This window comes from Lysinibacillus sp. FW12, from assembly GCF_050817245.1.
In the GTDB taxonomy this organism is placed as follows: Bacteria; Bacillota; Bacilli; order Bacillales_A; family Planococcaceae; genus Lysinibacillus; species Lysinibacillus irui.
In genome coordinates, this window is the sequence record NZ_CP139094.1 from 3,706,486 (window position 1) to 3,718,999 (window position 12,514).

At 39.5% G+C, this 12,514-nt stretch carries 10 protein-coding genes; all 10 read right to left on the reverse strand.

Going from position 1 to position 12,514, the window contains the following annotated elements; all coding sequences use genetic code 11:
* Position 1: 1 nt before the first annotated feature.
* The gene (gene carB / locus SJW71_RS19165) at positions 2–3,199 is read right to left on the reverse strand and encodes a carbamoyl-phosphate synthase large subunit (protein WP_274795890.1); all 3,198 of its coding nucleotides are present in this window, start codon (positions 3,197–3,199) and stop codon (positions 2–4) included.
* The gene (carA, locus tag SJW71_RS19170; RefSeq protein ID WP_274795888.1) at positions 3,192–4,292 is read right to left on the reverse strand and encodes a glutamine-hydrolyzing carbamoyl-phosphate synthase small subunit; all 1,101 of its coding nucleotides are present in this window, start codon (positions 4,290–4,292) and stop codon (positions 3,192–3,194) included. Before carA ends, carB begins: the two co-directional genes overlap by 8 nt.
* Positions 4,292–5,569 (reverse strand): dihydroorotase, encoded by a 1,278-nt coding sequence (locus SJW71_RS19175; RefSeq protein ID WP_312506796.1) that lies wholly within the window; start codon positions 5,567–5,569, stop codon positions 4,292–4,294. Before SJW71_RS19175 ends, carA begins: the two co-directional genes overlap by 1 nt.
* 1 nt (position 5,570) lies before the next feature.
* Positions 5,571–6,449, reverse strand: a complete 879-nt coding sequence (locus tag SJW71_RS19180; protein ID WP_274797275.1) for an aspartate carbamoyltransferase catalytic subunit — start codon at positions 6,447–6,449, stop codon at positions 5,571–5,573.
* A 321-nt stretch (positions 6,450–6,770) separates the two neighbouring features.
* A complete protein-coding gene (locus tag SJW71_RS19185) occupies positions 6,771–8,081 on the reverse strand; it encodes a uracil-xanthine permease family protein (protein WP_274795886.1) in 1,311 nt (436 codons plus the stop codon).
* Positions 8,082–8,095: 14 nt separating this feature from the next.
* Positions 8,096–8,680, reverse strand: a complete 585-nt coding sequence (gene pyrR, locus SJW71_RS19190; protein ID WP_274795885.1) for a bifunctional pyr operon transcriptional regulator/uracil phosphoribosyltransferase PyrR — start codon at positions 8,678–8,680, stop codon at positions 8,096–8,098.
* 207 nt (positions 8,681–8,887) lie between these two features.
* Positions 8,888–9,799 carry an RluA family pseudouridine synthase gene (locus tag SJW71_RS19195; RefSeq protein ID WP_431811346.1) on the reverse strand — a complete coding sequence of 304 codons (912 nt, stop codon included), beginning with the start codon at positions 9,797–9,799 and terminating at the stop codon, positions 8,888–8,890.
* A complete protein-coding gene (gene lspA, locus SJW71_RS19200) occupies positions 9,796–10,275 on the reverse strand; it encodes a signal peptidase II (protein WP_274795883.1) in 480 nt (159 codons plus the stop codon). The genes SJW71_RS19195 and lspA overlap by 4 nt, the downstream gene beginning before the upstream one ends.
* 166 nt (positions 10,276–10,441) lie before the next feature.
* Complete coding sequence (locus SJW71_RS19205) at positions 10,442–12,010, reverse strand: cation acetate symporter (RefSeq protein ID WP_274795882.1); 1,569 nt, start codon at positions 12,008–12,010, stop codon at positions 10,442–10,444.
* 24 nt (positions 12,011–12,034) lie between these two features.
* Complete coding sequence (locus SJW71_RS19210) at positions 12,035–12,370, reverse strand: hypothetical protein (RefSeq protein WP_274795881.1); 336 nt, start codon at positions 12,368–12,370, stop codon at positions 12,035–12,037.
* Positions 12,371–12,514: the final 144 nt, after the last annotated feature.

Here is a 12,514-nt window from a genome sequence, read left to right on the forward strand (position 1 = left end):
ATTAGTGTACTACCTCCGCTTTAGGCATTTGTTCTGCTGTAAATGTCATAGATTCAATAACACGGACCATTGCTTCTGCTGTATCTAAAGATGTTAGGCAAGGTACACCATTTTCTACAGACTCACGACGGATTCGGAAGCCATCACGCGCCGGTTGTTTCCCTTTTGTTAATGTGTTGACAACTAGCTGTGCTTCACCATTTTGAATTAAATCTATTAATGTTTGACCTTTCGCGCCAATCTTACCAACAACATCAGTGCGTACCCCAGCTTCTTCAAAGGCTTTTGCTGTACCTTCAGTAGCTACAATGCGATAGCCTACAGTTGAGAAGCGTTTTGCTAATGCGATGGCTTCTTCTTTATCTTTATCTGACACAGTAAACAATACTGTACCTTCTGTGCGAATTTCCATACCAGCTGCAACTAGACCTTTATAAAGTGCTTTTTCTAATGTTGCATCTTTACCCATTACTTCCCCAGTGGATTTCATTTCAGGTCCTAATGTAATATCCACTCGACGTAATTTTGCGAATGAGAATACTGGCACTTTTACAAATACCCCTTTTTGCTCAGCCGCTAAGCCTGTTGGATAGCCTTGTTCTACAATGGATTTGCCTAGAATTGCTTTTGTTGCAATATTTGCCATTGGAATATTTGTAATTTTACTTAGGAATGGGACAGTACGTGATGAACGTGGATTTACCTCGATCACAAATACTTCTCCTTGTGAAATAACATATTGGATGTTCATTAATCCGATGATGCCTAGACCTTTTGCAAGGCGAGTTGTATAGTCTACTAACGTCTCTTTTTGAGCTTCTGTTAATTTTTGTGGTGGATAAACAGAGATTGAGTCACCAGAGTGCACCCCCGCACGCTCAATATGCTCCATGATACCTGGAATTAAAACGTTCTCGCCGTCACAGATAGCATCTACTTCAATTTCCTGACCTGTTAGATAGCGGTCTACTAAAACAGGATGATCAGGAGAGGCTTCCACCGCGTTCTCCATATAGTGTTGTAATTCTTCCTTGTTGTAGACAATTTCCATAGCGCGTCCACCAAGTACATAAGAAGGACGAACAAGGACAGGGAAGCCTAAACGTTCACTTATTGCAAGAGCTTCCTCTGTAGAAACAGCTGTTTCACCCTGCGGCTGTGGAATGTTTAATTCACGTAATGCTTGCTCGAATTTATCACGGTTTTCTGCACGGTCGATATCCTCTAAAGAAGTACCTAGGATTTTCACGCCATTTGCAGCTAGCTTATCAGCAAGGTTAATGGCAGTTTGACCACCGAATTGAACAACGACACCAATTGGTTGCTCTAAGTCGATAATATGCATTACATCCTCAATTGTTAATGGCTCGAAGTATAATTTATCTGACACTGAGAAGTCTGTTGACACTGTTTCTGGGTTTGAATTGATAATTATAGCTTCATAGCCAGCTTCTTGGATCGCCCATACTGAATGCACAGTAGCATAGTCGAATTCAACCCCTTGACCGATACGGATTGGGCCTGAACCTAGTACTACAACTGAAGGTTTTTCTGACTTAATCGATTCATTTTCTTCTTCATATGTGCCATAGAAATATGGTGTTTCTGATTCAAATTCTGCCGCACATGTATCAACCATTTTATAAACTGGAATAATGCCATGCTCTTTACGATAAGCATAAATGGCTTCTGGTGACGTTTCCCAAAGCTCAGCAATTTTCTTATCTGCAAAGCCTAAACGTTTTGCTGTTCGCAATACCTCTTTGTCATTTTTATTGTCAGCAAGTGTTTGTTCCATATCCACGATATTTTTAAATTTATTCAAGAAGAATAAATCAATAGCTGACCATTCATGAATTTGTTGAATTGTCACACCACGGCGTAAGGCTTCTCCGATGAAGAATAGGCGCTCATCTCCCGCCTTGCGGATTCGTTTTTCGATCCATGAATCAGAATTGTCCTCGGCATGCTTTAACTCTAAGTGTACTTGACCAGTCTCAAGTGAACGAACCGCTTTAAGCATCGCTTCCTCAAATGTGCGACCTAGTGCCATTACCTCACCAGTGGCTTTCATTTGCGTACCAAGATTACGTTTCGCCGATTCGAATTTATCAAACGGCCAGCGTGGAATTTTAGCTACGATATAGTCAAGTGCAGGCTCAAAGCAAGCATATGTTGATCCTGTTACAGGATTTTTAATTTCATCTAATGTTAAGCCAACTGCGATTTTTGCTGCTAGCTTGGCAATTGGATAGCCCGTTGCTTTTGATGCTAATGCAGATGAACGAGATACACGTGGATTTACTTCAATTACATAGTAATTAAAGCTATATGGGTCAAGTGCTAGCTGTACGTTACAGCCACCTTCGATTTTTAGTGCACGAATAATATTTAGAGAAATATTACGTAGCATTTGATTTTCACGATCTGATAGTGTTTGCGTTGGTGCTACTACGATCGAGTCGCCTGTGTGAATACCAACTGGGTCAACGTTTTCCATATTACATACGACAATGGCATTATCGGCCGCATCACGCATTACTTCGTATTCAATCTCTTTATAGCCAGCAATTGATTTTTCTAATAAGCATTGTGTAACTGGAGAATATTTTAGGCCGGATGTCACGATTTCCTCTAAATCTTGATCATTATAGCAAATACCGCCCCCTGTACCACCAAGCGTAAAGGCTGGACGAACGATTACAGGGTAACCGATTTTCGCTACAAAGTTTTTCGCTTCATCTATTGAATGGATAATATCAGATTCTGGTACTGGAGCACCTAATTCATACATTAAGTTACGGAATAAATCACGGTCTTCTGCCTTATGAATAGCGTCTAGTTTTGTTCCTAGAATTTCAATACCAAGCTCGTCTAAAATGCCTGATTGGTCTAGTTCAATCGCCATGTTCAGTCCTGTTTGACCACCAAGCGTTGGTAAAATAGCATCTGGGCGTTCTTTGCGTAAAATACGAGATACAAATTCAAGAGAAATTGGCTCGATATAAACCTTGTCCGCAATTTCTGTATCAGTCATGATTGTCGCGGGGTTAGAGTTGATTAAAATAACTCGGTAGCCTTCTTCTTTTAATGAAAGACAAGCTTGTGTTCCTGCATAGTCAAATTCTGCTGCTTGGCCGATGACAATTGGGCCTGAGCCGATTACTAAAATAGTTTCGATATCTGTACGTTTAGGCATGTTGTTTCCCCTTCCCTGCTTCTACTTCCATCATGTCAATGAATTCATCAAATAAGTGGTTTGAATCCTCTGGTCCCGGTGATGCTTCTGGGTGATATTGCACTGTGAAAATTGGATATTTCTTATGTCGTACCCCTTCACATGTACCATCATTTAATGCGATATGTGTTAATTCCAAATCAGTATCTTTTAATGATTCGATATCGATTGCATATCCATGGTTCTGCGATGTTAAGTCTGTACGGCCTGTTCGTAAATCTTTTACTGGATGGTTCCCCCCACGGTGTCCAAACGGCAATTTGAAAGCTTTTGCGCCACTAGCTAAAGAAAAGATTTGATGGCCTAAACAAATACCGAACATTGGCACTTTTCCGACTAAGTTGCGTACCGTTTCAATACCTTCTTGGACGTCTTCCGGATTCCCCGGTCCATTTGATAGCATGATGCCATCAGGATGCCAAGCTAAAATGTCCTCGGCTGACGTATTGTAAGGAACTACTAGCACATCACAATCACGTTTGTTTAATTCTCTTAAAATACCATGCTTCATTCCATAATCAATTAAGACAACTCGTTTACCACGTCCAGGAGATGGATAAGCAGCTTTTGGTGATACTTCACGAACATGGTGAGTAATGGCTGGCGTCGCTTGTAATTGTGCTACAATTTCTTCCACATTCACTTCTTCATCAGCAGCTGTCAAAATCGCTTTTACTGATCCTTTACTGCGAATAATACGTGTTAATTTTCGTGTATCAATCCCTTCAATTCCAGGGATATCTTTTGATGTTAAATAGTCATCTAATGTTAAATCACAGCGGAAGTTTGAAGGTGTTTTAGCAAGTTCACGAACAACAAATCCGCGAATTGCTGGTGTAATCGATTCAAAGTCATCACGGTTAATGCCGTAATTTCCAACTAACGGATAAGTCAATGTTACAATTTGTCCATAGAACGAAGGATCTGAAATGGTTTCCTGATAACCTGTCATTCCTGTTGTAAATACAACTTCACCTTGTGAAGCGCGCTCACTACCAAATGCTGTACCTGTAAATACTGTGCCATCTTCTAAAACTAGTAAACGTTTTTTCATTACTCTGCCTCCTGATATACGATATTGCCTTCAAAAATAGTTAGCACTGGCCAACCCTTTGCCACCCAACCATTAAATGGTGTGTTGCGTCCTTTTGATACAAAGCCTTCTGCATCAATTGTTTGTTCTTTATGAATATCAATTAGAATCATATCAGCTGAAGAACCTACATCTAATGTGCCGTATGGTAAATCAAAAATTTCAGCTGCTTTCACTGTCATCCAATCAATTAATTGTTTTAGCGTCCACTTTCCTGTTTCCACAAATTGTGTATAAAGAAGTGGGAAAGCTGTTTCAAAGCCTACAATGCCGAATGGTGCTCCTACCATACCGCAGCATTTTTCTTCTACTGTATGTGGTGCATGATCTGTTGCGATGCAATCGATTGTGCCATCTAATAGTGCTGCATGCAGTGAATCCTTATCATCTGCTCCACGTAATGGAGGATTCATTTTCCAGTTCGCATCATCGGATGGAATATCCATTTCCTCTAATAACAAGTGATGTGGACAAACCTCTGCTGTTACACGAATTCCAGCTGCCTTTGCATCTCTTACCGCACGAACAGATTCCTTCGTTGATACGTGACAAACATGGTAACGGGCACCTGCCGCTTCTGCTAGTAGAACATCACGTGCAATTTGTACTGATTCACAAATGGATGGAATACCAGGTAAACCAAGTTCTTTGTTACGTTTTCCATCATGCATGACTCCATCATAAATTAAGGAGTTATCCTCACAATGTGCCACAACAACCATATCGTGCTTAGCTGCATCTTTCATTTGCTCATACATAGTAGAGGCAAGTTGAATACCTACTCCATCATCAGAGAACGCTACAGCTCCCTGAGCTTTTAATTCTTCGATATTTGTTCGAACCTCACCTGAAATATCCTTTGTTAGGGATCCATAAGGGAGTACTCGAATAACAGCACTGTCTTCAATTAGTCCATTAATGAGCTGCATATTTTCAACCGAATCTGGTACTGGTTTTGTATTAGGCATCGCACAAATTGTTGTAAAGCCACCCTTTGCTGCAGAAGCTGAACCTGTTGCAATCGTTTCTTTATGCTCAAATCCAGGTTCACGCAAATGCGTATGGACATCGATAAAGCCCGGTGCCACAATCAAACCATGCCCTTCAATGATTTCGGCACCTGCTACAGTTACATCTTGTCCAACAGCTGTAATTTTCCCATCTGCCATCGCAATATTGACTGTTTGCAGTTCACCTTGCTCATTTAACATTTGTACATTTCGAAGTACCTTTGTCATATTATTCTCTCCCCTTTAAAATAGTTTCCATAATGGCCATTCGTGTGTAAACGCCGTTTCGAACTTGTTCAAATATCCGTGATCGTTCACACTCTACTAATTCAGAAGCGATTTCAACATCCCGATTAACTGGTGCTGGATGCATAATAATTGCTGAATCTTTCATTTGTCTTTCACGCTCGATCGTTAAACCAAACTCTTGATGGTAACTTTCTTTGGAGAAGCTACAATTCTCCTTATGACGTTCATGTTGTACCCGTAATAACATAATGACATCACTTATTTCGATTAAATTATCCCATGAATGGTGTGCTTCAAAACCACCAGACCATTCTTCTGGACATAGGAAGTGAACATTTGCCCCTAAGTTTTGTAATGCTGTTGCATTTGATTTCGCTACCCGGCTATGTGAGATATCTCCAACTATCGTGACAGTCAATCCCTCAAAATATCCAAACTCTTTTTTGATTGTATAAAGGTCTAATAATGATTGTGAGGGATGCTGCCCAGCACCGTCCCCTGCATTAATCACTGCTACATGCAGGCCTTCTAGTAGGTCATTGTAATATTCATCCTCTGACGCTCGAATGACAACTGCATCTATACCTATCATTTCTAATGTTTTGACTGTATCGTACATTGTTTCCCCTTTGGTAACACTAGAGAAACCTGCATCGAAAGGGATGATATTGCAGCCAATTTTGTACTCTGCCATTTCGAAGCTTGTTTTTGTTCGTGTACTAGGTTCAAAAAATAAGTTGGCAACGTTGTACCGGCGAGATAACGATGATGTTTCACCATTTTCAAACGCTTGTGCAAGATCTAGGATTTGATTAATCTCTTCTGTTGTTAAATGTTCCATCGATAATAAGTTCTTCATCATGTGACCTCCATAAGGTGTGTGTCATGAACGTCTATGTATGACGTTCCTAAAGTCAATTTCGCCTTGGCGTCATTGCGTCCGGATTTTGAATGAGGGTTGCACAATTCATTCCTTTCAAACTCCGTGACAACTGCCTAAGGCTTTATTTTCATTCATAGCTGCTTTCAATGTGGGATGAATGAAGATAAAAAAGCCCCGTTGATGTCATCAACGAGGCATAAGGAGGCGTGACAAACTACAGCAGGAGATTTATCCTACTTCAGCCTGTCCACAACTTCCCTTTCTTTGCCTCTCTGGACAATTCATTAAAAGGTACTACTATGAATTTTTATTTTGATTGTAAGGTACGGGTATTTCTGCTTCTTTCTTTCCTGGTAGAATAGCATTCAGCAGCACACCGATAATCGCTGCAAGTGCCATACCCTCTATACTTAAAGATTCTGTAATGACGAATTTTGCACCGCCAATACCTATAACTAAAATTACTGAAGCAATTACTAAGTTACGGCTATTACCAAAATCAATATGATTATCTACTAGCATGCGTAAGCCACTTGCTGCGATAATACCGAAGAGTAAAATTGAAACTCCACCAAGAACTGCAGTTGGTATAGTTGCAATTACTGCCATTGCTTTCCCGAAGAATGATAGTAAAATGGCAACCACAGCTGCACCTGCAATAACATAGATACTGTACACACGAGTAATGGCTAGTACACCAATATTTTCGCCGTATGTTGTTTTTGGAGGACCGCCGATTAAAGCACTGACAAATGTTCCAAGTCCGTCGCCTAATAAAGAACGGTGTAACCCTGGCTCTTTAATATAATCTCGCTCTACTACTTTTCCTAACACTAGTTGGTGACCAATATGTTCAGAGATTGTTACAATGACAATTGGTACCATGATAAGTAAAATCTTTGATGTAATTTCAAATTCATAATGCACACCTGGGATTAAAAAATCAGGCATGGCGAAAAATTTTGCATTGGCAATCGGTGTATAATCTACTATGTCAACAATCATAGAATAAATGTATCCTACGATTAAACCCATTAAAATGGGCATTGTACTTAAAATCCCTTTAAAGAAAATCGTAAAAATAATGGCTGTAAATACTGTGACTAAAGCTGCTGAGAAGTGTAAAAAGCTATACTCACCGTCAACGTTCATAGCCATATTCACAGCCGTACCCGATAGACCTAAACCAATAACCATAATCACAGGTCCAACCACGATTGGCGGCAAAATTTTCATAATCCACTTATAGCCACTTTTCCATATGATCAAGGACACAATCCCGTAAGTAATCCCGACTGCCATTGCACCAATCATGGCATGTCCTGGATTGACACTGGAGCCATCCTCATTTAAACCACCTGCTGCAAGTAAAATAGGCGCAATAAAGGCGAAGGACGATCCTAAATAGGCTGGTACCTGAAATTTCGTAATTAATAAGAAGAATAATGTCGCAATCCCGCTCGTTAATAGCGCAATTGCTGGACTAAGACCTACTAGCTGTGGCACTAAGATGGTTGATCCAAACATGGCAAACATATGTTGGAAACTTAATGTCACTAGTTGGAGTGGGGTCGGTTTATCCTTTATATCTAAAACTGCGTTTGACATAATGTTTCCTCACTTTATTGTTCGTCTTCTTTGTAAATAATGACGCAATCATCTCCATCTACTTCTTGTAAATTGACGATGATGCGCTCAGAGCCAGAAGTTGGAACATTTTTTCCTACATAATCTGCTCTTATTGGTAACTCACGATGTCCTCTATCCACTAGAACGGCTAGTTGAATTTGAGCAGGTCTCCCTAAATCCATAACGGCATCCAGTGCAGCACGTACAGTTCGTCCTGTATAAAGTACATCATCTACTAAAATGATTTTTTGATTTTTCACTACATACTCGATATCAACTTGTTCTACATGTGCTTGTTCATTTTCATGTTTTGTTGTTAAATCATCTCGGTAAAGGGTAATATCCAGTTCCCCTGTACGAATTGGTTTCCCTTCAATTTTTTCAATTCGTTGTGCCAAACGTCTGGCTAGAAAGGCACCTCGTGTTTTAATGCCAACTAAAATACATTCGTCGATTCCTTTGTTACGTTCAATAATTTCATGGGCAATACGTGTTAATGCTCGAGCCATTGATGGGCTATCTAATAATTCATTTTGTGCCATATTCGTTTCCTCCTCTCTCCAATTTAGTGTTGCCATGTGTCCATAAAAAAACCTCTCGAGGCGAATAGCCTGAGAGGGTTGTATACGTGTTGAAAAAGCGCGTTGAAAAATTTGCAGCACAAATTTCTACAACACTATTTGATCACATGTACCTTCTCAGCCTCTCTGGACTGCTATTAAAGGTGAATATTTAGTTAAGTTGTTCATTCACTGTCGTTAGTATAGACTTTCTTTTCGTATCCGTCAATGCCTATTTCGTAAATCCTTTAATAATTGCTCATAATCAGCTGGAAGTGGTACTTCAAACTCCAAATATTCACCTGATGAAGGATGATCGAATCCTAATGTGGCTGCATGTAAAACTTGTCCACCAAAGTCGATTGTCTTTTTTGGTCCATATTTCGGATCTCCAACAAGTGGGAAGCCGATATAATTCATATGCACACGGATTTGGTGTGTACGTCCTGTTTCTAAACGACATTCCACCAGTGTATAGTCACCAAAACGCTCCACAACTTGGAAGTGTGTAACAGCGTGTTTACCATTATCGACTACTGCCTGTTTTTGACGGCCCTTTTGATCACGACCAATTGGCGCGTCAATTGTTCCCTTATCATGTGCAATATGTCCATGTACAAGTGCAATATATTTACGGGTAACCGTTTTATTGACCAACTGATTGACTAATGATTCATGTGCCGTATCATTTTTAGCAACCATTAATAAGCCTGATGTATCTTTATCAATACGATGGACAATACCAGGTCGAAGCACACCATTAATACCCGATAAATCCTTACAATGATACATTAACCCATTCACTAAAGTACCTGTCATATGACCTGGCGCTGGATGTACCACCATACCCTTTGGTTTATTCACTACAAGGACATCTGCATCCTCATAAACAATATCCAAATCTAAGTTTTCTGCGACAACATCCAATTCTTCAACTTCCGGAACATCAATAGCAATGATGTCACCAGCTTTAACCTTATATTTTGCTTTTACAGCTTCGCCATTCACTTGAATGATCCCTTCACTAATCCAGTTACCGATTTGTGTACGTGACCACTCGGTTTGTAAGCTTGAAAGTGCCTTATCAATACGCTCTCCCTGCTGTTGTTCTTCGATTGTATAAGTTACTTGCGTCATTGTTTCACCTGTCTCTTCTCTTTTTTATCTTCCATAATCAAACCAATCATCAGTACGACAACTGCTATGGTTAAGGCAGCATCCGCTACATTAAATATAGGGAAATCATAATTTATAATTGGTATTAAAACATCTACAAAATCGACCACTTCACCCCTAAATAGTCGATCAATAAAATTCCCTACCGCTCCACCGAGTAAGAGCATTAAGCCTACTTGAAAAACAGGCTTACCTTTTGCTTCTTTATGATAAAAATAGAGAATGGCACAGATAACAGCAACTGTGACAATGCTAAACAACCACATTTGCCCTTCTAACATCCCCCATGCTGCCCCTTTATTACGATGAGATAAAATGCCAAACCATGGGTCCAACACAGCAATACGTTCACCATACTCCATATTTTTTACAATTAGCCATTTTGTCCATTGATCCAATAAAACGACAAAGGCGGCCAATCCATAATATTTATACACAGACATTCCTCCGTTCACTCAACATCTTACCTATTCTACCATAACAGCACCAATGACAATAACTAATATCACATCAAAATATGGCGGATTCCCAATGTGCTTCAAGAATATAAAAAGCTATTCCTATCACTTTTTCAAGCAATAGAAATAGCTATGATTTTGTATGTTATACCGTTTCCGATTCTTTTGCATGTACCCGCTTCATGAAATCATTCACATCAGCAGGAACTTTACGATCTAATAATGACACAATGATAACTGATAAGAAACCAACAGGCACTGTCACGATACCTGGAATTTTAAACTGTAAGAAGCTTGGTAATGTTCCTGGTAAAAAGATCATCCACATGGACACGGCAAGACCAATTAGTAAACCCGCAATAGCTCCCTTCTCTGTCATGCCTCTCCACCAAATACCTAAAATAAATATGGGTGTGAATGTACTTGCTGCGACAGTAAAGGCAAGTGCAACTAAATGTCCAATAGATGCATCTTTCACAAGTAATCCCAGTGCTCCATATAAAATGCCTAATAATAATATAGCTACTTTTCCAGCAACAACACGTTGCTTTTGTGTAATGTCCTTTTTCATAATGTTGGCATATAAATCATGAGCTAGCGCACCTGAGCTCGTGATAAACAGCCCTGAAAGGTTGGAGAATATGGCTGCAAACGCTCCTGCAATAACTAAACCAAGTAACCATTTTCCTCCTAATGCAAGTGCCGTAGTAGGAATCACCATATTATTTCCACCTAATACTAAATCACGCATTACCTCCTCACTAGCTGTTCCAGAAATGAAAATGGAGCGACCTACAACACCTAGATAAACAGCTAATAAGAAGAATACGCTGGCAATACCGATAGCCATCAGTGCAGATTTACGTGCTGCTTTCGCACTAGGATTTGTATAAAAACGCAATAATATATGAGGCAGTCCAATCGTTCCTAACGCTAAACCAATCGTCATACTAATAGTTTGCCAAAACGTTGGGAAATAGAAGCCTGTGCCTGTCCAAGCACCCCCATCAAAATTGACATCACTACCATCCAAAGCATACGGTGAAGTACCAGTGATAGGTCCACTAAAGGAATTAATAGCTGCGAGAATTTTATCATAATGTAAGCCACTATAAACCGCAGCTATTAACATGACAATAAATGCTCCAAGACGAATCCAAAGCTCTAAAGCTTGATTGATGGTTGTTCCTTTCATTCCTCCAATCCCTACATAAAAAACCATCACAATACAAGTAAAGATAATGCCGAATTCATAGGAAGTACCAAAAAACATACTTAAAATTTGAGCCGCACCTAATAATTGGGGAGCTGCATAAAAGCCCGAGATAGCTAAAACGACCGCAACTGCTACTAGGCGAGCTCGTCTACTATGAAAACGATAACCTAAAAAATCAGCAACTGTAAATGCACCAAAACGTCTTAACGGACCGGCTACAAAAATAGCTAATAATGTTAACCCAATAGAGAAACAAAAAGCATAATAAGCCCCATCATAGCCTAGTTGAAATGTTAAACCAGCGATCCCAAGGAATGTTGCTGCACTTAAATAATCCCCACCAATCGCAGAACCATTTGTAAACCATCCAAAGCTTCGTCCTCCTACAAAGAAATCCGATGCTGTTGCATTTCTCTTAGTTAAATACGTAATGTATACAATCGTTCCCATTAAAGCAATGGTCATTAACATCTTTGGTTCTAATAGCGCTTCTATCATTCAACATTTCCCCCTTTGTTCCAACTACTTATTTGCTAAATCATATTTTTTTAGGCGCTTTTCGTACAAGGCTGTATGCACATAGGCAATAATAAATGCCATCGCCATCATCACAATCGTTGTTACAAACCATGTAACTGTCATTCCACCCCAAATTTTCTTAAATGCAAACTCTGGAGCAAACCAATTCATAACAGGGATACTAAAAATCAAAATAAAGTAAAATACCGATAAACCTAAACCTGTTGTAAATTCATCTTTCATAATTTTGTTTGTTGTCGCATCAAGAGGAGGCAAATCTTTCACATCAATAGTTCCTGCCTCCACGTAGTCATAATCATGACTTCCAACTTCCGCCATAAGCCAACTCCCCCTTTTTCTTGTCAGCAAATAATTATCTGAAATTTCAAATTATTATTTACTACAATTATTTTATTCTATTTCAACTACAATATAGATATAAAATATTGCTGTATTAGTACAAAAAATTGCTATTTTAAGTTA

Coding starts and splice junctions, on each gene's coding strand:
- carB (WP_274795890.1), bottom strand. CDS start 3,199: ATGCCTAAACGTACAGATATCGAAACTATTTTAGTAATCGGCTCAGGC.
- carA (WP_274795888.1), bottom strand. CDS start 4,292: ATGAAAAAACGTTTACTAGTTTTAGAAGATGGCACAGTATTTACAGGT.
- SJW71_RS19175 (WP_312506796.1), bottom strand. CDS start 5,569: ATGACAAAGGTACTTCGAAATGTACAAATGTTAAATGAGCAAGGTGAA.
- SJW71_RS19180 (WP_274797275.1), bottom strand. CDS start 6,449: ATGAAGAACTTATTATCGATGGAACATTTAACAACAGAAGAGATTAAT.
- SJW71_RS19185 (WP_274795886.1), bottom strand. CDS start 8,081: ATGTCAAACGCAGTTTTAGATATAAAGGATAAACCGACCCCACTCCAA.
- pyrR (WP_274795885.1), bottom strand. CDS start 8,680: ATGGCAACACTAAATTGGAGAGAGGAGGAAACGAATATGGCACAAAAT.
- SJW71_RS19195 (WP_431811346.1), bottom strand. CDS start 9,799: ATGACGCAAGTAACTTATACAATCGAAGAACAACAGCAGGGAGAGCGT.
- SJW71_RS19205 (WP_274795882.1), bottom strand. CDS start 12,010: ATGATAGAAGCGCTATTAGAACCAAAGATGTTAATGACCATTGCTTTA.
- SJW71_RS19210 (WP_274795881.1), bottom strand. CDS start 12,370: ATGGCGGAAGTTGGAAGTCATGATTATGACTACGTGGAGGCAGGAACT.